A 23,890-nucleotide genomic window follows, 5' to 3' on the forward strand; every position below is an offset into this window, starting at 1 on the left:
GGTATAAATATCAACCGACACCTGCACATTAAGTAAACAACTAAAATTCAATGACCTGCCAATTAAAACACCGATAAAAATGAGTAAAAACTCTAAATGTTTTTTACACTATTTAACAAATTTGTATTGACCTAGTAATGAAACTGTTTTAATTTGTGAAAGCGCTTCCAAAGCAAGTTGTATTTTTTTTAACTCAAACTGGAAGCGCTTCCAAAATATAATATATTAAAAGACATATAATTAAGTGTTAAGGGGATACACATGAGACAACATAATTTTAAAAAGACACGTTTAGCAACAAGCTTATCATTAATATTAGGCGCAACAGTGATAGCTCCTACTTTTGCTGCAGAAACTGAAGTGAAAAAAACAGACAATGTTGAAGTGATTGAAGTTACCGGTATTCGCGGTAGCTTAATTAAATCAATGGATATCAAGCGTAGCTCACAAGGTGTAGTGGATGCCATATCATCAGAAGACATGGGTAAATTCCCAGATTCTAACTTAGCAGAGTCGTTACAGCGCATCTCAGGTGTATCCATCGACCGCTCTAACGGTGAAGGCTCTAAAGTAACTGTTCGTGGTTTAGGTCCAGACTTCAACTTAGTCACCTTAAATGGCCGTCAAATGCCTTCGTCCAACCTTGAATCTACCGTCATTAGTAATTCACGTTCTTACGACTTTGCAAATATTGCCTCTGAAGCGATCAGTGGTGTAGAGGTTTATAAAACAGGAAGAGCTGATGTTTCTAGTGGTGGTATCGGCGCAACTATAAACATTTTAACAGCAAGACCCCTTGATACTCCTGGACAAAAAGCATCCATTGGCATCAAAGCCGTAATGGACCAATCAACGGATGAAGGGGATAGCGTCACTCCTGAGTTATCAGGTCTTTATAGTAATACTTTTGCCGATGATACGATTGGTTTTGGCGTTTCATTTAGTCATCAAGAGAGAAATGGGGCGACTAAAGAAGCCGTTGTTCCACAATGGCATACCCAAGCAATTGCCCCCGTTGACGGCTGGAATGGTGGTATCAACAATACTGATTGGGAAGAAGGTGACACATTCAACCGCCCACAGCAATTTCGTTACAACTTTACTGAATTTGATCGCACCAGAGATAATGGACAGCTAGTATTTCAATATGCACCAAGTGATAACCTTATTATTACCGCTGATTATACTTTTTCAGAACAAACCGTTGAGTCAACATCAAACGGTATCGGTGCTTGGTTTTGGGAAGGCGAAACTATTGATGGCAGTTTAAATGAATTCACAACGGGCACAAACCACTCCCCTGTTGTCTGGCATTCTGGTGCAGGCCCTGATTTATCATTTTCAACATCAGAGTCAGCTCAAAAAAATAAAAATGAATCTATTGGCTTAAATTTAGAATGGCAAGTTAATGATAATCTAAGTTTTGGTGTTGATTTCCACGATTCCTCAGCAACGTCAAAAGCTGATAGCCCATACGGTAATAGCTCTACCATTGAGTATGCAGTTAACTCTCGTCAAAGCACCACCATTGATTTCAGACCTGACTTCCCAGTAATGTCTATTTCACAATTAGACGGATTGACCGGCGCTCCATCTGAATTGATTACTACAGGTAGCTCCCTTAGAAACAGTCAGTTTGAAAATGACCTGTCTCAAATTCAATTATCCGGGCAATACGTTTTTGATGACGGCGTTATTAGTAGTATCGACTTTGGTATATCTAAAACAGATAACGATGTTCGTGCTTCTATTATGACAGCCCAACGTGATACTTGGGGTGGTGAAGGCAGTGTTGATGACGTTACCGATGATTTATTCACTGCTAACAGCAGCTCTTCTCAACTAGATGATTTACCAAGTACAGGCACCAATGCTGCTGGTGAAACTATTGAACTTTTTGACTTGTTCTACAATTTCAGTTTTGCCGATGCCGCAGCTGAAGTAGCTTCTTACGCTGCTCCAAATAATAGTAACAACGAAGTTTCAGCGGGTATCTGGCCTTGTGCAGATCGTTTTTGTGTCAATGAAAACTGGACCACTGACGAGCTAATATCAGAAGAATATACGGCTATTTATGGTCAAATAAACATGGAGTTTGAAATTGCAGATATGCCACTAGATATATCAGCAGGTTTCAGATATGAAGAGACTAAAGTTAATGCTAGTGCCATGGTACCTGCTTATACGGGTGTAGATTGGGTTTCTAACAACGAATTTGCGACTGTTGATACCGGTGAAAGCGCATTTACGAACTTTAGTGGTGATTATAATAACTTTTTACCTAACCTTGATATCAGTTTAGATATTACTGATGACTTGGTCGCTAGAGCGTCATTTGGCAAAACACTTTCAAGACCTACCTACAATAACATTCGCGGTGGTGTTGGTATTGGTGAAGTAAGACAAGGTTTCGCTACAGCTAGCAGTGGTGATCCAGGTTTGATTCCTTTTGAATCGACCAATGTTGATTTATCTTTAGAGTGGTACTTTGATGAAGGAAGCTACTTATCTGTCGGTTACTTTAAGAAAGATATCGAAAACTTTATTGGCACGAAGACAACACCAGGTGAATTATTTGGTCTAAGAAGCCCTACCAGTGGACCTCGCTTTGAAGAAGCCATGGCCGCCGTTGGTAGTAGTGATAATACTGCCATTAGACAATACATTTTTGATAACTATCCAGAATCAAGCACCATAACAGGTGTAGACGCTGGAGGAACAACTACAGGTCAAATACATTCAGTTGCCGGAGATGATCTAATTCAATTTGATATCACTGTGCCATTTAATGAGCGCGATGCTACTGTCGACGGTTTTGAGATTGCTTTCCAACATGCCTTAGAAAGTGGATTTGGTATTCAAGCCAACTTAACGTTTGTCGATAGTAATGCTAAATATGATGCTAGCGTTTTTGACAGTCAGTTTGCTCTACCTGGTTTAAGTGATACTGCCAACTTAGTCGCATTTTATGATAAAAATGGTATCCAAGTGCGTATCGCTTATAACTGGCGTGACGAATTCTTAGTTTCAACAAACAACAACCTTAATAACCCGCGTATTAATGAGTCTTACTCACAAATTGATATCAATGCGAGCTATAACATAAGTGAAGACTTCGTTGTGTTTATTGAAGGTATTAACATTACCGATGAAACTCAACGTATGTATAGCCGTAGCAGAAACGAATTGTTAAATGCTATTCAATCCGGTCCTCGTTACAATATCGGCGCTCGTTATACTTTCTAACGACGTAGCTATATTTTAAAAAACCGCCTTCGGGCGGTTTTTTTATCAATTAAAACAAATATTTCTTTACGTTATATTTCAATTTAAAAGAGGTTAATTATGTCAAATCATCAAATGTTGAATAATGAGCAACATAAAGGCTTGAAGGTTCATACACAAAGAAGCTCAGCATTGGGCGATAATATAATGCTTACGCTTACCTTTCCTAATGAGTTTTACAACATCCAAGCGCATTACCCTATTGTTTTTCACAAAGATGAAGTAACAGAGAAATTTCAATCATATGTTTTGCTAGGCTTAGAAAAACAAGAAAATTTGTTTTTAAACAACGGCGGTTGGGATTGTGGTTATCTTCCTTATACCATTAAGGCTCAACCGTTCTTAATTGGTTTCCAGAACCAAGAACTTAATGGAAAAATACAAAAGCAAAGAGTAATCCACCTTGATGTCGATAGCCCTAAGCTAAATAAAGAACAAGGTGAAAATATATTTACCGAGTTCGGTCAAAATACGCCTTTTATTGAGCATATAGGCGACGTTTTAGGGGAAATAGATAAGGGATTTGAAGAAAGTGAAGACTTTTTAAACTTGTTAACTCAGTACGACTTGCTAGAGAAATTTGTTTTTGATATAGAACTAATCGATAAAAGTCATAATAGATTATCAGGCTTCTATACTATAAACGAAGAAACACTGAATAACTTAACATCTCAACAGCTTACTGAGTTAAGTAAGAAAGGTTTTTTAAAACCTCTCTATATGGCTGTCGCATCACTGCTAAATATGGGTGAACTAATCAAAAGAAAAAACAAAAAAATACAAATAAAATAGAGAAATAACATGTTAGGAACCCTTAAAGACGTTGTCAAAGTGGAAGGCATTAAAGCTTGTGATGTTCCTGCTTTTATTTACAATTCTAAACAACCACTTATTTTAAAAGGGTTTCTTAACGACTGGCCTATCGTTAAAAAAGGGCAAGAATCAAAAGCATCATTACAAAATTATCTATTAAAACATGCTAATGGCCAAGATGTAGTGGTTGGTCACGGGCCGGCTGATATTGACGGACGAATATTCTACAACGAAGCCGTTACCGCGCTGAATTGTAAAGCCTACAAAATGTCTTTATCAAACTTATTTGAGCATATAAATAAGCACCAAAATGATACGACTCCTCCGCTGTATTATATGGGCACGACTTCAGTAGAAGGTCACTTTTCCAATTTAAGAGAAGAAAACAATATTCATATTGAAGGTAAATCGCCGGCTATGAATCTGTGGATGGGTAATCAAAGCACAATACCTGCCCATTACGATGTGCCTAACAATATTGCCTGTAATGTATATGGTAAAAGGCGTTTTACTTTATTTCCTCCTGAACAAATTGACAATCTTTATATTGGTCCGCTTGATTTTACTCCTGCAGGACAATCAATAAGCCTCGTTGATTTTAAAAAAACCGACTTTAATAAATACCCTAAATTTAAACAAGCATTAGAACATGCTCAAGTTGCTGAGCTAGAGGCAGGTGATGCCTTATTCTTACCCAGCATGTGGTGGCATCATGTAGAAGGCCTAGCGCATTTTAATTTATTAGCGACATTTTGGTGGTCATCCACTGATCATCTTAACGATGAGTCGGGTAACGCTTTACTGTATTCAGTCATGGCACTTCGACACTTACCTAAAGATAAAAAAGATATCTGGTTTAACTTATTCAAACATTATATTTTTGATGCTCCACCGCTAGATCACATTCCAGAACATGCAAAAGGGCTGCTCAATCCCCAAAATGCAAGTGCATTACGAAAGTTTAAAGATTATCTAATTAAACGTTTACGCTATTAGAAAGGAATTACCATGAATAATTTATCAGAAGTAAAAAATGTTGTTATTGCTGGTGGAGGAACTGCTGGTTGGATGGCGGCAACAGCATTAGCAAAGCTCATTGGTAATAATTTAAATATTACTTTAGTGGAATCAGATGCAATATCCACGGTTGGTGTTGGTGAAGCAACCATTCCTCCCTTGTTAACCTTTCATAAAATGTTAAAGATTGATGAAGCTGAATTCATGAGTAGTGTAAATGCAACATTTAAACTAGGCATCAACTTTGAAAACTGGAAAGATACCAGTAGTGAATATTTTCATTCCTTTGGTACCACTGGTAGAGATTGTTGGGCGACAACATTTTTACAATTTTACCATCGAAGTAAAAAAGAAGGCTATCAAGCAAAGTATGAAGAATACTGTTTAGAACTCCAAGCAGGATTAAATGAAAAGTTTGCCCACCTGCCGAATAGTGGTTTGAAATACGCTTACCACATGGATGCCACGTTATACGCAAAATTTTTACGTAACATATCTGAAAAGCATGGTGTTAACAGAGTTGAAGGTAAAATAGAGCAAGTAAATATTGATGAGAATTCAGGCTTTATAAAATCACTCACCTTACTTTCAGGTCAAACGATAGCAGGTGATTTATTTATTGACTGTACCGGTTTTAGGGGCGTGCTAATTGAACAAGCTTTGCATACTGGCTATGATGATTGGTCACACTGGTTGCCATGTGATCGCGCTGTTGCAGTGCAAACTGAAAGTACTGAAGAGCCTAAACCTTATACACGTTCAATTGCTCATGAATCCGGATGGCAATGGAAGATCCCATTACAAAATAGAACGGGTAACGGCCTTGTCTATTGTAGTAAATATTTAAATGATGAAAATGCTGAAAAGCTTTTACTTGAAAATGTTGAGGGGAAGTTATTAAAAAAACCTTTATTTATTAAGTTTACCCCTGGCCAGCGCCGCAAGCATTGGAATAAAAACTGCGTTGCATTAGGTTTATCTAGTGGTTTCATTGAGCCATTAGAATCTACCAGCATTCATTTAATTCAACGAGGTATTATTAGACTGATGCAAATGTTCCCTAAAACAGGGATAACTGACTCTGTAATAAATGAATATAATTATCAATCCGAAGAAGAGATTCGATACATTAGAGATTTTATCATTTTGCACTATCATGTTACCAATAGAAACGATTCAAACTTCTGGCGTTATTGCAGCAAAATGGATGTGCCAAGCTCACTGAGTCATCGTATTGAGCTATTTAAGGAGCACGGCTATGTATTTAAAGCACCATGGGATTTATTTGCTGAAAACTCTTGGATTCAAGTTATGTTAGGACAAGGTTTATCGCCACAAAGTCATCATCCAATAGCTGATATGTTATCAGTAGATGAACAAGAGCTGTTCTTAGGTGGTATCAAAAACTCGATAGAGAAAACAGTCAAGTCACTACCTACGCATAAACAATATTTAGATCAATATTGTAAATCAAAAATCTAATCACCGTAATAATAAATACTTAGAGCATAGCTATCACTTTGATACGGCTCTAAGTGTTTAATAAGTAATGATTAAGGCACATGGTTACAATAAATTGATATTTAATGCTTAAAACAACATTCTGTTAGTCAATAATATTTCGGATGATAAGTTAAGAGGTATTTAAAACATGGACATCAGACTAAAACGGTTCACTATTTCTCACCTTCCTATCGTTAGCATGATGACTATCACTTGCATGATTTCTGCTAATGTCAGCGCCTACATTGCCCCTAATGACAATAACCCTAATGACGATAGCTTTAACTGGCCCGGTGGCGCTAGAGCTGCGGTCAGCTTGTCTTACGATGACGCCCTGAATAGTCAGTTAGATAACGCTATTCCGGCGCTTAATAAATATGGTTTTAAAGGATCTTTTTACCTGACTTTAGCTTCAAAGGTAGTCAAGGAACGTAGAGAAGATTGGCGCACTATTGCCGAGCAAGGCCATGAACTAGGTAACCATACTATCAATCATGCCTGTAGCGGCTCTTTACCCAACCGGCAATGGGTAGATAAACATAACGATCTTGATAACAAAACAATGGCGCAGATAAAACAAGAAATTATCGACGCTAATAACTTATTAAATGCCATTGACGGTCAAACCATTAGAACCTTCACCCTGCCCTGCGGCGACGCTATCGTTGACGGAAAAAATTTACTGCCTGAAATAGCGGAGTACTTTATCGGTATTAAAAGCCATGTTAATGTTATTCCAACCTCCATGAGTAGCTTTAATCCGATGAATGCCCCCGTTGTTGCGCCTGTAGGAGTCAGCGGTCAAGCCTTAATAGATCAGGTTATATTAGCGGCACAAAACAATAGTATTGCTAGCTTTACCTTTCATGGTATCGGCGCTGAGCATTTGGCGGTTTCTACTGAGGCTCACCAACAACTTTTAGACTATTTAGCAAAAAACAAAGCCAGTTATTGGGTAGATACATACCGCAATATCAGCCTCTATATTAATAAGAACAATAACACTCCCCTTCAATAAATAGCCCTGACAATCATTGGTTTTTAAATAAAAATAGCGACCTATAGGTCGCTATTTTTGTTTATAATACTGAAAAAAAAGCACTTAACTATATTTATACCCGTTATCATTTAAGATGCGGGTCTCAGAGTGCTTGAGCAATTTCACAGCAACGATGGAGTGATGTTGCTCAAGCGCTTCTTTGATTAGTAACGGGTATATATTAAAGCGCTGGTGCTTGATGGCCTTCGACCAACGCAGCATCATCAGCAATCGCTTCACAACCTGCTCCTGTTGATGGCGAAACAGAACATTCATACACTCTGACATAATCAATTTCTAATGATTGAGGAAAAATACTTTCATCAATACCTTTCCCATTAACATTGGCAGCCCAAGCGCCACCCACAGCAAAGTTTAACAATAAATGAAATTTTTGGTCAAATGGGGCACCATCTTCACCATTAACTAATACGCCATCATTATTCATATATTGTGAGTACCATCCAGTATCCCGTTGCGTAGCAAAATGAATATCATCAACATACCAGCGAATCTCTCCGGCTTGCCATTCAACCGCGTATTCATGAAAATCATCTGCTGGGTTTATGCCTCCAGGTAAATTAAATGCTTGCCCCGAATACACATTCTCAGGCCATGCTCGTCCATAATGTAAGGTACCATGAACTCTTGATTCTTCCTGATCTGCCGAGGCACCACTCTCATCAGATTTGGCTTTTAAGTTAACCGCTTCCATAATATCGATTTCGCCAGAGCCAGCCCAACCGCCGTATGCCCAGTCAGTGGGTAACATCCAAATAGCAGGCCAAGTCCCTTGTCCTTGTGGTAATTTCGCGCGAATTTCAAAGCGACCAAATGTCCAATCACCTTTGCTTTTACTGCGTAATCTCGCCGAAGTATAAGGTAAAGTGCGGGTATTACTCGGATTATAATTAGCATCATCATCTTGAGCCGCCGGACCAGTAAAGTTTTCCTTCAAAGCAACGACTTTCAAAATACCTTGCTCAATAAAGGCATTTTCAGCGCGGTCGGTATAACATTGCTGCTCGTTATTACCTCCGCCAAAACAATTAACTTCCAAAGACCACTTAGTTAAATCAATGATTTCATTTTCAAACTCATCCTGCCAAACCAGTTGCCATTGGTCACTAATTAATACCATTTGGGCAGGATCTTCAGTATTAGTGTCAGTAATGGTATCAGGTATTATTGAGTTATCTGGAGTTGTTAATTCTGCTGGTGCTGCTGATTCAGAACTGCCACCACAAGCGGTTAAGCCGATGGTAATACAAATTATCATCATGCCTTTTGAAAAACGTCTCATAATTTCACCTCTATTTTTATTATTTTAGTTAGTTAGTTAGTTAGTTAAAGTCTTCTATAAAGCTATGGCTGTAACTTTATATAAAATAAAATTACAGGCAAATGATAAGATGATGACAACACAAATTATCATCATCTTTTTTGAAAACTGTTTCATATTTTATCCATATTCTTAAACGTTCAAGAAACTTCTGTAGTGACTTTCTAAAAGTCTATTATGTATTCATTTTCATTAGGTGAGTTTTTATGAAAAAAAGAGACGCTAAAACGTTAAAGGCGCTACTTTTTCAATAACCTCTTGAGTCTGCTTAGACAAAAATGAATTTTTTAAGTTGAATATTTTTCTTTGACCAAGTTTTGCGGACGTTAGCATATTTTTAGTCACGGGGTGACTATCAAACAGTCGGAGAAAACTTCCGTTTTTTTCAGCTTTTATTAAACCTATTTCTATACGTTTTTTTAGTTTTTGATTATCATTACTGACAAAAAAATAATAGGGCGAAGGATAGTGTAGCGCCAGTGATGACTCTACTTGCAGTCCTTTAAACATCGTTATTTCATTCCAAGGTTCATGTAATGCTCTGGGCATATAATCAAAGCGACCGTGCTGGAGCATATTAAATAAAGTTTTATGGCCAGGGCCAGTGATTAACCGATAATGGTTATCGGTTAAAATATAAGAATCTGGCCAATCATATCCTTGTCCCGCAAAGAGTTTTTTAAGTTGTTTCGCACTTTTTATTTTAGAAAACGTGTCTTGTTGGCCCTGTTTTATTAAAAAAATGCGGTAACCACCTAAACCTCTGAGTATTGGTATCCTGATAGGATTTAATTCTTGCTCACGCTTTTGCGAGGTCATCGTCCAAATGACGCTTAAGTTTCGATTATTTTTAATCTCAACTATCGCTCTATTTTGAAACATAGGTTGAATAGCTTTTTTAAGCTGATATTCACCAAATTCTTCTTTCGAATTTTCAAGCGCTAGTTTAAGTAATGCCAGGTAATACGCATCCTCTTTGAATTTCCCCTCATCATACCAAGGATAAAATATAGTATCAGTAGCGTGAGCTACACTGCTCATTGAGAAGAGAATCACTATGAAAATGCTATAAAAACTATGCATTACTTAAACTTAACCTATTTATTCATGACAAGAGATATTTGCTGAATCAGCACTATTTGGCTTTATAAAAACATCCATGAAATCGATGTCCAATTGTGCCTCAGTGGATAAAGCAAATGGACCGATAATTTTACTTAAATCTGCCCCCGCTTTTTCAAAGCACTGTAAATCAATAGTAAGGGTCTGCCATTCATTAACCTTTAATGATGATAGCGTCTTCGCGATATTGACTTTACCTAGACATTTATCACCACAAGACATTGATACATATATGCCTTGCTGTGCTAATAAATCTTGCTTCTCAGGTAAGCGCACCGTTAGTTCAAGTATCGAATTAGCCTTGTTATAAGGCGTTAAATCAATGGCATGTAAGCTAGTAAAAGCAACGTTACCCTTTTCTGAGCCCTTAAAGACAACTCTTCTGGCATCTTCTTGAACATTTCTATCAATGGTTCGTAAATATACCGCTTTATTTTCAATGATACTGCTGGTCATAACACGAGAAGAATCACTATCTGTTATCACCATTTTCCATGGTGCCTTTATAGCGCTTTCAAAGAGGGTGATTTTTTGTAAACTTGCTGTAGTTTGTTGGATGCTAACGTCTAAATCATCGGACAATATACTTTTATCACCGTAGCTCAAACCAAAACCATAAGGCAGTAACGGCTGATAATCTTTATCAAAACGATTTACCTTAGTTTGGTTAGCGGCTGAAGGCCAAGAGTATGACAACTTACCAGTGAAGTCATAGTTGATAGCACCATTTTCCTGAGTAAAAAGCACGTCAGCCACTGCAACACCTTCTGAGCCTGGTAACCACAGGACAACAAACGCATCTGATGCATTTAGTTCAGCATTAATCCACAGTGGACGACCACTAATAAATAACGAAACAACGGGTATGCCCTCTGCTTTAAGTTTCGTTAATAATGCTAAATCTTGTTTAACACCTTGTTGGTATTCTAGGTTTTCAATATCGCCTACGCCTTCTGCATAGGGCTCTTCACCAAAAACAACAATAGCAACATCAGGCTTAGCTTTATAAATGCCATCAACATTGAGTTCAACACTGCCTCCTTGAGTCTTAATTATCTGCTCAATGCCCGTATAAATAGAACTGCCACCAGGAAAGTCATCATTAACGTTATTAGTGCCTTGCCATGTAATAGTCCAACCACCGGACTGTTTGCCAATATTATCGGCGCCATCACCCGCAACAAGAATATGCTGGTTTGCTGACAGCGGTAATAAATTGCCGTTGTTTTTCAATAAAACTAATGACTCTCTTACGGCTTGTCTGGCAACTTCTCTGTGCTCAATAGCACCAATTAGTGCTGTTTTTCCTGAAAGTGCTCTTTTAGCAGGGCTTGGTTTATCAAAAATCCCCGCTCTAAACTTAACCCGCAATATTCTAGTGACAGCATCATCGATACGAGTTTGCGCAATCTCACCACTTTTTACTTGGGCAATAGTATTCTCATAAAGTGGCTTCCAAGCATCTGTTGGCACCATAAAAATATCTAAACCCGCATTTACCGCTTGAGCACAGCTTTCATTTGAACAACCTTTGATTTGTCCATGACCATTCCAGTCACCCACAACAAAACCATCAAACCCCATACGATCTTTTAACACATCGGTGAGTAAGTATTTATTGCCATGATTCTTTTTACCATGCCAACTATTAAACGATGCCATAACGGATTGAGCGCCAGCAGTTAAACCACCAACGTAACCTTGACCATGCACATCAAGTAAGACTTGCTCAGATGAGATATTATTTCCTTGATCATCGCCACCTTCAGTCCCACCATCACCGATAAAGTGCTTTACTGTACTGATAACACGCTTATCACCAAGAAAATCTTTATTCGCAGCGCCTTGCAATCCTTCTACTATCGCCGATGAATATTTTCTAACAATCTCAGCATCTTCAGAATAACCTTCATACGTTCTGCCCCAACGGTCATCAAGCACGACAGCAACTGTGGGCGCAAAAACCCAGTCTATACCGGTGACCATGACTTCTGTTGCGGTAATAGCAGCAATTTTTTCAATTAACTCAGGATTATTTGTTGCCCCTAAACCAATATTATGAGGAAACAAAGTAGCCCCGATAACATTGTTATGTCCGTGAACGGCATCTGTGCCCCAGATAGTAGGAATACTATTGCCATCTAAGCTATCGTCGATTGATGCTTGGTACATGTCTTCAGCTAAATTGACCCAGTCATTCGGTGTTGCATGTTTATCATTATTTGGAAAAGCACCTCCTCCATTAAGGTAAGAGCCAAAACCATATTTACGCATATCTTCAACGGTAATATCTTTAATCTCTGGTTGAATCATTTGTGCCACTTTTTGTTCAAGTGTCATGGTAGCTAATAATGATGCGACTTTAGCTTCAATAATCGGATCGGCCTTTACTGCTATATCAAGTTTTGGCCAGATACCAACATTAGTTGATGCTTTTGACTGTTCCGATGATGCGGCTTTATCGAGCGTTATGGTCGAGTCTGTTTCTTGCTTTGTGCCATTACAGCCAACAAGCAGCGATGTTATCGCCAAGCAAAATATACTGGCACTAGCCTTAGAACTAAGTAGGTTGCTTTTAATTATATGTTTCATAGTTTTTTCTTAATTACGTTAATTATTGGCGCTAATTATTAATATTTAATCCGCGAAAAATCGAATACCATCTAGTTGGCTTTCACTTTGACTTTACTGCCTGAAAGACCGTAATAAGCGATAAAGAAATAGCAGAATATAGGTAGGACAAATGCAGGTTGAACACCAATACTGTCAGCTAAAAGCCCTTGAAAAAGAGGTATAATGGCTCCGCCAACAATCGCTAAACATAATATACCCGACCCTTGGCTGGTATGTTTGCCAAGACCATTAATCGCTAAACTAAAAATAGTTGGGAACATAATTGAATTACATAATCCAACCAATAAAATGGCTACCATCGCAAGTGTGCCAGATGATAAAACAGCCACTAAAATCAATATAACGGCAAGAGTCGCGTTAAAAAATAGCGCTTTACCCGCAGCTACTTTCTGCATAACAACAGCACCGACAAAACGACCAACCATGGCTCCGCCCCAGTAATAAGCAATATATTTTGCCGCCTCGGATTCTTCCAGACCAGCGATAGTAGGGTCAGCTAAAAAGCTAACTAAAAAACTCCCTATTGCGACTTCGGCACCAACATAAACGAAGATACCAACAGCACCGAGTACTAAGTGGCTGTATTGCCATGCACTACCCGTATCTTTAGATAAGTATTTATTATCTATATCATCTGTAACCGATAAGTTAGGTAGTTTTAACCAAGCAAAAATAGCAGCAAGCCCTAATAACATTGCGGCAAGAAATACATAAGGCATTTGCACCGCTTCTGCTGACGCTTGAGCAGACATTGATTCTGAGGCATGGTTCAATATCAAAAATGCGCCAAAAAATGGTGCTACGGTCGTACCTAAAGCATTAAACGCTTGAGTCATGGTTAAACGAGATGAAGCCGTTTTAGCATCGCCTAACATACTGACATAAGGGTTAGCGGATACTTGCAATACAGTAATTCCACTGGCAAGGATAAATAGTGCCATCAAGAAAACCGGGTAGCTGTGCATGTTGGCCGCGGGATAAAAACATAAACAACCAATGGCTGCAATGACCAAGCCTAAAACAATGCCCTTTTGATAACCAAGCTTTTTAACCAGCAAACCTGCAGGCAGAGAAACAATAAAATAAGCTCCAAAAAAGCAAAATTGTACCAACATAGCCTGACTATACGATAAGTCGAACACGCCTTTTAAGTGCGGAATTAAAATATCATTTAAACAGGTAATAAACCCCCACATAAAAAATAAAGAGGTTAATGACGTTAGTGCAAAAGTATAATTTTCACTACCACCTTTGGTTGAATATTCAATATTCTGTGTCTGTATTGATGAGCTCGCCATCTTTTTCTCCCCGCGTAAGTTCTTTGTTTTATGTATTAACTAATATGTGTTTTAGTTTTTTTTGCGCCTGCCAAACAACTGGAAGCGCTTCCATTCTTGATCCATATCGTACAAATTGCAACACATTTACAGAAAAAACTGGAAGCGCTTTCAATCAATAGACGCCTATGGGATAGTAAACTTATGTCGCATCAGGTATTCAGCTGGGTATGACATTTATTTTCATGTTAAAGTAATCAAAATATTTATATTCATTATCACGCTAAAGGACAATAATGGCGACGATCTACGAAGTTTCAGCACTTGCTGGCGTATCACTATCTTCTGTATCAAGAGTTTTAAATGATCATGAGCACGTTAGTGAAAAAACTAAAAAGAAAGTCATGGCGGCAATGGCTGAATTAGAGTATCGCCCAAATCCGGTTGCTCGTTCTTTAGCTTCCAGTCGTTCAGACAGTATCGGTGTATTAGTTTCAGAGCTTCACGGACCATTTTTTGGTGACATGTTAAGTAGTATTGAATTAGCGCTAAGAAATGCAGGAAAGCACGCTGTGATAACAGCAGGACACAGTGATGAAGAAAGTGAAAAGAAGGGCTTAGATTTTTTAATAGATCGAAATTGCGATGCGCTTATATTATTAGTAGATGCAATGTCAGATGACGATTTAATTAAACTCAGTCGAAATAAAACACCTTTCGTTATTTTAAACCGTAATATCCCTGAAATAAGAGAAAACTGTTTCTATTTAGATAATGAATTAGGTGGCTATTTAGCCGCGAAACATTTAATAGAATTGGGTCATAAAGATATCGCATATATCTCGGGTCCACTATCAAAACAAGATTCGACTGAACGCTTAACGGGTCATAAAAGAGCATTAATCGAAGCTAAAATCCCTTTTAATAAGGCTTTATTTTATGAAGGTGATTATCTGACCCAAAGTGGTAGAGACGGAATTAGCAATTTTATCGAAAATAAAGTTTTATTCACTGCTGTAGCTTGTGCAAATGATGAAATGGCATCAGGAGCAATGAGGGGAGCAAGAGATAATAGCATTAATATTCCTTCTGATTGCTCAATTATTGGTTTTGATAATGCTTATTTTACAGAGTATTTATTTCCGCAATTATCGACAATTAACAACCCAATTAAAGCAATGGCAAAAATGTCCACGGAATGGATATTAAAAAATGTTTACAAGCAAAAAGACCTAGAGATAAAGAATTTATTTTCCCCTGAACTCATTAAAAGAGAATCTGTCGTAAAAGTGATTACAGGGATAAAGCAATAATCGAAATTTTTTGGTCGCCTGATAATTCAAAAATGAAAGGCTCCTCTTGCTACGATTTTGTATTATTGTAGCCTGAAAAAACCTAGTAGTATAATCAGCTCAGCGTCATTCGCGGTGACATTATGTATAGTCACACAATGGATTTAAATGAGTAACTAAGCTAATTTAACATTGCGTTTGTGCCGTTAACGCCAAGATATTTTGTTGTGCATCAATCAGTTGTTTACTTACTAGCTTTTGATGCTTAATCGCCTCATCAAGGGCGATAAGGTGCATAGCATTATTCTTCTCTGCCACCATCACATTGCTTTCACCACTAATAATAGCTTGAACAGCAGCCACGCCCATCTTTGTTGCTAATATTCTATCTTTAGCAATAGGTGATCCACCTCGTTGAATATGCCCTAAAAGACAAGCGGTACATTCAATGTCAGCTTGCTTATTTAATTGTTTAGCTAGTTCAAAAGCGCCACCAGGCCAAAGGTTTTCCGCAATAACAATAATATAACTACCATGACGATTTTTTTGCGCCGCTTTAATTTCATTAGCTAACTGCAATAACCTTACTTGTTGATCATCAACAGGGAAATTTTCAAAAGAGAGCACTTGCTCTGCCGCACAAGCAATACCAACATTAAAGGTAATGTGGCCACTATGTCGTCCCATTAATTCAACAATAAATATCCGTTCAAATGCATCAGCGGTATCACGAATTTTATCAATCGCTTCTATGCCGGTATTAACAGCCGTGGCAAAACCTATGGTGTAGTCAGTCCCATCTAAGTCATTATCTATCGTGCCGGGAATACCAATCATCCGACCCGACCAATGTTGTTTAAGCGCCAATAAGCCAGAAAAAGAGCCATCACCACCTATGACAATAAGTCCATCGATATCATGCTCATTTAACGTCTTTGCTGCTATTTTTAAACCTTTTTCTTCATGCATTAACTGACAGCGAGCACTTTTCAATATTGTGCCACCTAGGTGGATGATGCTATTTACCTTTACCAAGGTTAATGGTTCAGCCATAGCAATATGCTCTTCACATACCAAACCATTAAAGCCATGATAAAATCCTACCACCTCTATATGATGGTGATGAGCAGCTAACACTACCGCACGAATAGCGGCGTTCATTCCTGGCGCATCGCCACCACTAGTTAAAATGCCAATTCGTTTAATTTTAATCGCTGCATTGCTAGTGATAACTCGATCCTTTTAATCAATGATTCGGTATATTTCCCACTTGGGCGTACCCGAAACCACATGTGGCTCTAAGGTTTTACTCCATGCTTTATGTTCTTCAATATCACCTAGTTTCTGCCAAGCATCATTGAGCTCAGTCAAACTTTCTATCGTTATTTCCGAAATAATACTCGACTCAAGCGCTCCAACAGAGCCGACTAAAATTCTAGAGTTATCTTTAGTCCAACCTATTTGAGAGCCTATCTCTTCAAACCACTGAGTTAATGACTCTACGACTTCTGGTTTGTGGCCAAATTTAGCATCAATATACCATTTTGCGATCATCATAGTAATTTCTCCAATCTAATAAAAAACACTTATTAAGTTATGCATAAAAGCATAATTTTCACCTCAATAAGTATGATTCATCTGACTGGGATTTCCATTTCAACCATGATTTAAGCTTTGATAATTTGTAACTAAATTCTATCTGATTAACATCAATGCTAATGTTTATCACTAATACCTAGCAAGGTTTCAAGATTAACAAAACGATAACCTTGGGTTTTATAATGGGTAATAATTGCAGGTAATGAATCAACCGTATTTTGTCGATTTCCGCCAGCATCATGCATCAAGGTAATCATCTCTTCATGCTGATTATTTATCAGGGCACTTTCAATGTTAGTAACACTATTTAAAGCGGGATTCCAATCTCTTGAGTCGACTGACCAGAGTAAGACTTTCATACCCTTACTGGCTAAATACTCAATTTGAGCATCAGTAATTTCACCGTAGGGTGGTCGATAAAAGCGTGGGGTAATATTAAATAATTGTTGAAATTCATCATTCGTTGGAGAAACCTGTTTTTGCCATAACTCCTCACTAGTTGAGCTCATGCCATTAACATGATTCCAACTATGATTAGCCACCGTATGACCTGCTGCTATGCTGCGATCAATAACAGCCTGATAGTTAGCTAAGTTCTGTCCCTGCCAAAAAAAACTTGCTGGTACATTTGCGCTTTCCAGTACATCTAAAATTTGTGTGGTGTACTCTGACGGCCCGTCATCAAAGGACAAAGCGATGAGTTTTTCATGGTTTAATCCTTCAATAAAATAACTACCTTGGTATAAGTTGGCTTGTCTCGCTAACTCTTCAATGACAATTTGATCGGGAACATTACCTGTTCGAACATATTGCTCAGATTTTTTATCGGCATTATTCACTTTATCTAACCAAGGTAAAAATAGCTCACTATAAACAGCGAAGCTATTAGTCGCATCACTGCCACTATAAAATAAAAAATGTTGTGCCGCTAAATAATAACCTACCGCGTTGGCTTTAGTTTGTTCACTCAATCGTTCTTCAGTAAACCAGTTATCGATAAGACCACCTCCAGTTAAGCCAACTTTAACTTGTGCTAAAGCTACCGACAATTCAGTTTCTTCAATATCGACAACCAATGTAAAATCACCCGTCGCTAAGTTTTGTTGTAAGAAATGTAATGCTAAACCGCGAGAAACTAAGCGATTTAATAGACCATTATCAACTTGGTGTTTGATGCGCTCACTTTGGTAAATGCTGTTGGTTAATTCTATTAATAACGTATTACCATTAGCGTTATTAAGTAGTGCATCAACATCTAACATCACAATAATTGAGTCATTATTCGTTAGTGAAAAACTAAGTTCGCCAGCCGGCTCTTCATCAACGACTGTTGATGTTATTGGACTGAAAAGCAGTTTTTTATAAAGAGGCACAAACCCTTCGGGTGAGGGGTGGCTAAAGGCAAAGTTTTGTTGGGTGAATAATTTATTTAGTTGGGGGATTAATAATTGTAAACGTGCTTGCAAGGCGACAGGGATATCGCTACTACCTGGCCAGTAAACTTGTAAGCTGGATTTTTCATAACCGTCCAAGCTTACTAAATTATAACTTTCATCGGAAAAATTAGTCTTCTCAGCGATGCTCGGCTGAATGACTATTTCATCAATGACTACCTCTGGGGAACTTGAGCGAGAGTCACCGCAACCCGAGAGCATGAAAGCAACACAGAGTGCACTGTAAAATAAAGTGAATGAACGTGTTAAGCACGTTAGCCTGTCCGTTTGAAAAAGTTGACCTAAAAACCACATAATCTAACCCTAAGTTATTCCCTACTTAGCGGTTAAATTACGTGGGTTATTCTTGCTAGGCAAGTGTTTAACTATCTTATTTATCACAATAAAAAATAAAATGGCTATAACGAATTATTAAGAATAATAGCTAAGAAGAGTAACTGACTCGAACGGGAATTGTTAACACCTGTTTACCTTTATGTTTGAGCCAAAAATAAATCAGCACAAAAGTTAATAAAGCAAGAGCAATGGTGATACTAGAGCTAACAGGAGTAACCAAAAGAGTACCAACTTGATAACATAAAGTTGCGACCAAATAAGCAAAAGTAAAACTCCATATTGCGGCAAATCCTGCCCAGCGACTGCCTACTTCATTTTTAATGGCTCCCATCGCAGCAACGCAAGGCGTATAAAGTAAGATAAACAATAAATAACTAAAAGCGCCTAACTGACTAACAAAAGCTAATTGCATGCGCTGATAAGTTGTTAATTCAACGCCCTGCTCTTGAGCTGCAAGGTTTAAGTCACTGATTTCGCCAACACTGAAACCCAAAGGATCATCAGGGGCAATACCTAATAAGTTTTCTTTTATACTATCAGTAGCATCCTGCCAACTTTGTGATAATGATGGTTCTGTTTCGCCCTCTCCCGCATGCGGTGAGTATAAATTGTTAAACGTAGCAACCAGTACTTCTTTGGCAAATATTCCCGTGATAATTCCCACGCCTGCTTGCCAGTTATCTTCTTGAACGCCCATAGGTGCTAATAGTGGCATAACTACTTTTGCACCTTGGCTCAAGACCGAGTTTTCACTGTCTTGATTACCAAATTGACCATCAGTGCCAATTGAGTTAAAAAAGTTTAATATACAAACCACAATCACGATGGTTTTACCTGCTCCGGTGACAAAGCCACTGGTACGCTGCCATACTCGCTTACTTAGATTGCTAATTTTTGGCATTTCATAGTTAGGTAATTCCATTATGTTTAATGAGGTATTACCTGATAAGACGGTTTTCTTTAATAAAAACCCGGTAAATATAGCGGCGGCAATACCCACTAAATACAATAAAAACACTAAGTTCTGACCATTATCAGGAAAAAATGCTGCAGCAAATAGTGCATAAACAGGTAACCTTGCACCACATGACATAAAGGGTGACATCATTACGGTGGTAATGCGCTCTCGTTCACTATCAAGAATTCTTGCTGACATTACCGCCGGAACAGTACAACCAAAACCAACAATCAAAGGCACAAAAGCCTTGCCAGGTAAGCCAATTTTTTGCATGACACTGTCGACAACAAAGGCAGCTCGCGCTAAATAACCTGAGCTTTCAAGCAGTGATAAACCAATAAATAAACAAGCAATCACAGGGATAAATGTCGCTACTGTTTGTAATCCGCTGCCAAAGCCCTCAACAATAGTCAAAATCCATTGGGGTAAATCTAACGGTGCAAGAAAATGCAACGGATAAGCAACAAACAAAGTACCACTGAGAATATCGAAGAAGTCGATAAAAGCACTGCCTACATTAATGGCAAACATAAAGAGTAAGTACATCACGCCAAGGAATACCGGCACGCCCAATAATGGATGTAAGACGATACTATCTATTTTCTCTGAGAAAGGTTTATTAGCCGACGCTGGATTGGCATATGCAGCGTTAGTTGCTTCAACACTGCTAACACGCGCAAGCATATCGCTAATGTAATCATAACGGCCTTGCATTGCTTTAACATTTGTCTTGGGCTGCTCATTATTTTTTTCTAAGCTAGCACTATCAACAATTTTTTGATGATTAACTGATATGTCAGCGGTCATTTGACCTAGTGCTTGTTGTACTTTTGCTAAGGCATCATCATTTTGCGCACTGATAGCAATAACAGGGCAACCTAATTCTTCAGCTAACTGTGAGATATCGATATCTAAATGTTTTTGTCGATCGGTTTTATTGAGTACCACTATCATAGGTACTCCCAGCTCTAATAACTGGCTGGTTAAATAAAGTTGGCGACTCAGCTGATTAATATCAACAACATTAACTAAACAATCAATGTCATTATCTTGTAAAAATGACTGGGAAATTGTGAGGTCTTTACCTTGTTCCGCATGGCGTTCCAATGAACTTAAGCCGGGAAGATCTGACAAATAGGCAGTCTGCTTATCTAGGGCAAAGCTTGTTTTTTTAGCCGCAACAGTCACACCAGACCAATTACCTACGTTTTGTTTACTTTGCTTTTTATTACTTGGGTTATCAGATAATAACAGGTTAAATAAAGTGCTTTTGCCTGAGTTGGCAAAGCCAACCAGTGCGAAATGTTTTGATTGTTTCACGGAAAAATTCTTTTGTGGTTGCTGTTATGAATGAGTTAGCGAGTTAATCAATTGATTAACTTCATCTGAACTAACGGATTAAAGACTAACGCCAATTTGCGCTGCGATCGTACGTTGAATACTGATCTTAGTATTGTGTAAACGAAATGCCATAGGACCATTAAAGGGGGCCTTATGTGCTAATGATACATGTGATCTGAGCGTAAAACCTTGTTCAATCAATTGAGCTGCGATAGCTTCATCTTTAGGTAGCGCGCTAATTTTTGCTGGTTTATTCAGGGGAAGTTCGGCTAGGGTCATGATATAAATCCAAAAGAGAAATTCATCTTACTCAAAGCGTAACCTAAGAGTTAATGATAATTACTATTATTTAGATTGTAGCATTTAGTACACGAATACAAAAGTAAAAGCTGGGCTGCTCACTTGATATTGATCAAGTAATATCATTTCTATTAAGTAGGTAATCTTGTTATGGATAAAGAGCATAAATCAAGGTAGGCATTGTAGGAGTATTTTAACCCACCGAAGTGATTATACCAATTCCGTTAAATTATTGACCACTTGTACTGGCTAAAATTCTCCATGACGGCGTTGCTTTCAATCCCAATAACCCGCTATTGGTCAATCAAGCGCCTTGCCCTGAAATATTTTCACTTCGTACAACAAGATCAGAAACTTATCGGAATTGGTATTAATCATTTAATGATGTGGGTATTAACCTTTATAAAAAATCCAAGCGACACCAAAACCTAATGACCAATTACTGTGTTGCTTAACTAAAGGACTCGCCTCATATTCAGCCCCAGATAAATAATAATAACGCGCAAAGCCACCCAGCCACCAATCATTAACTTTATAGGTTAAACCAACTGAAATATCACTGCCCGCATAACCGCCATCACTTTGATACGCTTGCCGATCTGTTTTTTGGTACTGAGAGGGCACGCCATAATAATAATTGCTGTAACGACTATCAGAAAAGTTGACGTTCGCCCGCGTAGTCAACTCAAAAACTCCCTTGCCTTGATTGATCCAATGAGAAGAGAATGCCTGTTGATAGGTAATACTCGGTCCGTAGCGCCAGCCAACATTAGTCAAGGAGCTAAAGTCCGTGGCTGTCGCTTTACGGGTAAAAAATTCAGCATACAAATAACTGTTTTTTTGTGGGTCACCGGTAAAGTAATACTTAATGGAGGGACCTAATTCAAACACCCAATCAAGATCAGGCATAGCTGTTCTAGCCGTATTATCTTCACTGTTTACCTTTACCCCACCCGAAGCAGAAAGGTCTAGGTAAAAGTTATTATCTTGCCACAACTTACCGGTAAACTGATTACGATCAACTTTAAAGTCATCATCAAGGTAATAGAAATAAGGCAGCGGTACAACATAACTATCCGACTGATCTGAGCCAAGGTATTGCGGCAAATGCATCGCAAAAGCACCAACACCTACTTCAATTACAGGCTCTTTTTTCGGCGCTGCACTTTGCTGTTCAGCACCTTGCTTAGCCTGACTAGGGTAAGCAGATAAAAATAATATAAATAATAGACTTATACGAAGAAACATACGCTTAATCTTCGGTATAACGTTTGAATATTAATGAGGTATTAATACCGCCAAAGGCAAAGTTATTACTCATCACATAGTTTGTCTTTATCTGACGTCCCTGCCCTTGAATAAAATCTAAATCGCCACATTCTGGATCAATAGACGTTAAGTTGATCGTTGGCGCAAACCAGTTATCCATCATCATATTAATACTGGCCCAAGCTTCAATACTGCCACAAGCCCCAAGGGTATGACCTAGGTAACTTTTTAATGAACTAATAGGGACTTTACCCATAACATTAGCCGTCGCAATTGTTTCTGCGATATCGCCTTTTTCAGTGGCGGTACCATGGGCATTGACATAACCGATAGCAGAAGCATCAATATTTGCGTCTGCTAATGCTTGATCCATTGCCACTCTCATGGTTTCTGCTGTTGGTTGCGTGACATGAACACCGTCTGAGTTACAACCAAAACCGACTACTTCAGCCAATATCGTCGCACCGCGTGCTTTTGCATGTTCGTATTCTTCAAGGATTAATGTACCGGCACCCTCACCAATAACTAAACCATCACGGCCTTTATCAAAAGGACTTGGTGTTAATTTAGGAGTGTCATTTTTAATACTGGTAGCATATAAGGTATCAAAAACTGCCGCTTCAGTTACACAAAGCTCTTCAGCTCCGCCAGCAACCATCAACTTTTGTCGACCAAACTTTATCGCTTCATACGCATAACCTATGCCTTGAGAGCCTGAAGTACAAGCCGAACTCGTGGTGATTACTCGCCCTTTCAAGCCAAAATAAACTCCGACATTCACAGGCGCTGTATGTGACATCATTTTAATATAACTGGTCGCGGTAACACCGTTCATATTGCCATTTTCTAACATTTGACCAAACGAAATTAGCGGCTCGGTTGAACCAATAGATGAGCCATAAGAAATGCCCGTATTACCATCGGTTAGTGCGGGATCATCCAGTAAGTTAGCTTGTTCAAGTGCTAATTCTGTTGCGCGAGTTGCCATCAAAGAGACTCGTCCCATAGAGCGAACTTTTTTACGCTTATAATGCGCCGGTTTTTCAAAGTGATTAACAGGTGCCGCCACTTGGGTATTCAGGCCATCCATATTGCTCCACTGTGGCATTAGCTGTACAGCATTTTCACCTTTTACTAAGGCCTCTTTGAATGTTGACCAATCATCACCTAATGCGGTGATTACTGACATACCTGTAACGACAACTCTGTTCATCTTCTTTCCTGTACTGTTATATTTTTCTAATCAAGCCCAATTGCTTTATTCTTAATTCTACATGCCTAATTAGACAATGCTGGACGCATATTGTCC

General features: G+C 38.5%; 17 protein-coding genes. 6 read left to right on the forward strand and 11 right to left on the reverse strand.

The window, feature by feature from the left end; all coding sequences use genetic code 11:
* Positions 1-261: 261 nt before the first annotated feature.
* From CXF85_RS13455 to CXF85_RS13475, 5 genes are all read left to right on the forward strand, one after another.
* On the forward strand, positions 262-3,246 hold the full coding sequence (locus tag CXF85_RS13455) for a TonB-dependent receptor (RefSeq protein ID WP_101229171.1): 2,985 nt from the start codon (positions 262-264) through the stop codon (positions 3,244-3,246).
* A gap of 99 nt (positions 3,247-3,345) precedes the next feature.
* A complete protein-coding gene (locus tag CXF85_RS13460) occupies positions 3,346-4,077 on the forward strand; it encodes a SapC family protein (RefSeq protein WP_101229172.1) in 732 nt (243 codons plus the stop codon).
* A 9-nt stretch (positions 4,078-4,086) separates the two neighbouring features.
* Entirely contained in the window at positions 4,087-5,094 is a 1,008-nt protein-coding gene (locus CXF85_RS13465; protein WP_101229173.1) for a cupin-like domain-containing protein, read from the forward strand.
* A gap of 12 nt (positions 5,095-5,106) precedes the next feature.
* A complete protein-coding gene (locus tag CXF85_RS13470) occupies positions 5,107-6,597 on the forward strand; it encodes a tryptophan halogenase family protein (protein WP_101229174.1) in 1,491 nt (496 codons plus the stop codon).
* Between the two features lie 169 nt (positions 6,598-6,766).
* On the forward strand, positions 6,767-7,636 hold the full coding sequence (locus tag CXF85_RS13475) for a polysaccharide deacetylase family protein (RefSeq protein ID WP_101229175.1): 870 nt from the start codon (positions 6,767-6,769) through the stop codon (positions 7,634-7,636).
* 202 nt (positions 7,637-7,838) lie between these two features.
* On the opposite strand, the gene CXF85_RS13480 is transcribed toward CXF85_RS13475, so the two are convergent.
* The 4 genes from CXF85_RS13480 to CXF85_RS13495 form a co-directional block, all read right to left on the reverse strand.
* On the reverse strand, positions 7,839-8,960 hold the full coding sequence (locus CXF85_RS13480) for a glycoside hydrolase family 16 protein (RefSeq protein ID WP_442871870.1): 1,122 nt from the start codon (positions 8,958-8,960) through the stop codon (positions 7,839-7,841).
* A 261-nt stretch (positions 8,961-9,221) separates the two neighbouring features.
* On the reverse strand, positions 9,222-10,082 hold the full coding sequence (locus CXF85_RS13485) for a hypothetical protein (RefSeq protein WP_157829106.1): 861 nt from the start codon (positions 10,080-10,082) through the stop codon (positions 9,222-9,224).
* An 18-nt stretch (positions 10,083-10,100) separates the two neighbouring features.
* Complete coding sequence (locus tag CXF85_RS13490; protein ID WP_101229177.1) at positions 10,101-12,713, reverse strand: glycoside hydrolase family 3 protein; 2,613 nt, start codon at positions 12,711-12,713, stop codon at positions 10,101-10,103.
* A gap of 71 nt (positions 12,714-12,784) precedes the next feature.
* The gene (locus tag CXF85_RS13495) at positions 12,785-14,053 is read right to left on the reverse strand and encodes a sugar MFS transporter (protein WP_101229178.1); all 1,269 of its coding nucleotides are present in this window, start codon (positions 14,051-14,053) and stop codon (positions 12,785-12,787) included.
* 275 nt (positions 14,054-14,328) lie between these two features.
* Between CXF85_RS13495 and CXF85_RS13500 the strand changes: the two genes are divergently transcribed.
* The gene (locus CXF85_RS13500; RefSeq protein WP_101229179.1) at positions 14,329-15,345 is read left to right on the forward strand and encodes a LacI family DNA-binding transcriptional regulator; all 1,017 of its coding nucleotides are present in this window, start codon (positions 14,329-14,331) and stop codon (positions 15,343-15,345) included.
* A 165-nt stretch (positions 15,346-15,510) separates the two neighbouring features.
* Here CXF85_RS13500 and CXF85_RS13505 read toward each other — a convergent pair whose 3' ends face one another.
* The 7 genes from CXF85_RS13505 to CXF85_RS13535 all read right to left on the reverse strand — a co-directional run bounded on the left by CXF85_RS13505 (position 15,511) and on the right by CXF85_RS13535 (position 23,794).
* Positions 15,511-16,530 (reverse strand): ATP-dependent 6-phosphofructokinase, encoded by a 1,020-nt coding sequence (locus CXF85_RS13505; protein WP_269801182.1) that lies wholly within the window; start codon positions 16,528-16,530, stop codon positions 15,511-15,513.
* 36 nt (positions 16,531-16,566) lie between these two features.
* On the reverse strand, positions 16,567-16,881 hold the full coding sequence (locus tag CXF85_RS13510) for a hypothetical protein (RefSeq protein WP_101229181.1): 315 nt from the start codon (positions 16,879-16,881) through the stop codon (positions 16,567-16,569).
* A gap of 158 nt (positions 16,882-17,039) precedes the next feature.
* Positions 17,040-18,671 carry a polysaccharide deacetylase family protein gene (locus CXF85_RS13515; protein ID WP_101229182.1) on the reverse strand — a complete coding sequence of 544 codons (1,632 nt, stop codon included), beginning with the start codon at positions 18,669-18,671 and terminating at the stop codon, positions 17,040-17,042.
* Positions 18,672-18,801: 130 nt separating this feature from the next.
* The gene (gene feoB / locus CXF85_RS13520) at positions 18,802-20,991 is read right to left on the reverse strand and encodes a ferrous iron transport protein B (RefSeq protein ID WP_101229183.1); all 2,190 of its coding nucleotides are present in this window, start codon (positions 20,989-20,991) and stop codon (positions 18,802-18,804) included.
* Between the two features lie 78 nt (positions 20,992-21,069).
* Positions 21,070-21,291 (reverse strand): FeoA family protein, encoded by a 222-nt coding sequence (locus CXF85_RS13525; protein ID WP_101229184.1) that lies wholly within the window; start codon positions 21,289-21,291, stop codon positions 21,070-21,072.
* Between the two features lie 414 nt (positions 21,292-21,705).
* A complete protein-coding gene (locus CXF85_RS13530) occupies positions 21,706-22,560 on the reverse strand; it encodes a MipA/OmpV family protein (RefSeq protein ID WP_101229185.1) in 855 nt (284 codons plus the stop codon).
* A gap of 4 nt (positions 22,561-22,564) precedes the next feature.
* Positions 22,565-23,794, reverse strand: a complete 1,230-nt coding sequence (locus tag CXF85_RS13535; RefSeq protein WP_101229186.1) for a beta-ketoacyl-ACP synthase — start codon at positions 23,792-23,794, stop codon at positions 22,565-22,567.
* Positions 23,795-23,890: the final 96 nt, after the last annotated feature.

The organism is Colwellia sp. 75C3 (genome assembly GCF_002836255.1).
In the GTDB taxonomy this organism is placed as follows: domain Bacteria; phylum Pseudomonadota; class Gammaproteobacteria; order Enterobacterales; family Alteromonadaceae; genus Colwellia.

Excerpts from the sequence above, each read along its gene's own strand:
- CXF85_RS13455 (WP_101229171.1), top strand. The coding sequence starts at position 262 with ATGAGACAACATAATTTTAAAAAGACACGTTTAGCAACAAGCTTATCA.
- CXF85_RS13460 (WP_101229172.1), top strand. The coding sequence starts at position 3,346 with ATGTCAAATCATCAAATGTTGAATAATGAGCAACATAAAGGCTTGAAG.
- CXF85_RS13465 (WP_101229173.1), top strand. The coding sequence starts at position 4,087 with ATGTTAGGAACCCTTAAAGACGTTGTCAAAGTGGAAGGCATTAAAGCT.
- CXF85_RS13470 (WP_101229174.1), top strand. The coding sequence starts at position 5,107 with ATGAATAATTTATCAGAAGTAAAAAATGTTGTTATTGCTGGTGGAGGA.
- CXF85_RS13475 (WP_101229175.1), top strand. The coding sequence starts at position 6,767 with ATGGACATCAGACTAAAACGGTTCACTATTTCTCACCTTCCTATCGTT.
- CXF85_RS13480 (WP_442871870.1), bottom strand. The coding sequence starts at position 8,960 with ATGAGACGTTTTTCAAAAGGCATGATGATAATTTGTATTACCATCGGC.
- CXF85_RS13485 (WP_157829106.1), bottom strand. The coding sequence starts at position 10,082 with ATGCATAGTTTTTATAGCATTTTCATAGTGATTCTCTTCTCAATGAGC.
- CXF85_RS13490 (WP_101229177.1), bottom strand. The coding sequence starts at position 12,713 with ATGAAACATATAATTAAAAGCAACCTACTTAGTTCTAAGGCTAGTGCC.
- CXF85_RS13495 (WP_101229178.1), bottom strand. The coding sequence starts at position 14,053 with ATGGCGAGCTCATCAATACAGACACAGAATATTGAATATTCAACCAAA.
- CXF85_RS13500 (WP_101229179.1), top strand. The coding sequence starts at position 14,329 with ATGGCGACGATCTACGAAGTTTCAGCACTTGCTGGCGTATCACTATCT.
- CXF85_RS13510 (WP_101229181.1), bottom strand. The coding sequence starts at position 16,881 with ATGATGATCGCAAAATGGTATATTGATGCTAAATTTGGCCACAAACCA.
- CXF85_RS13515 (WP_101229182.1), bottom strand. The coding sequence starts at position 18,671 with ATGTGGTTTTTAGGTCAACTTTTTCAAACGGACAGGCTAACGTGCTTA.
- CXF85_RS13525 (WP_101229184.1), bottom strand. The coding sequence starts at position 21,291 with ATGACCCTAGCCGAACTTCCCCTGAATAAACCAGCAAAAATTAGCGCG.
- CXF85_RS13530 (WP_101229185.1), bottom strand. The coding sequence starts at position 22,560 with ATGTTTCTTCGTATAAGTCTATTATTTATATTATTTTTATCTGCTTAC.
- CXF85_RS13535 (WP_101229186.1), bottom strand. The coding sequence starts at position 23,794 with ATGAACAGAGTTGTCGTTACAGGTATGTCAGTAATCACCGCATTAGGT.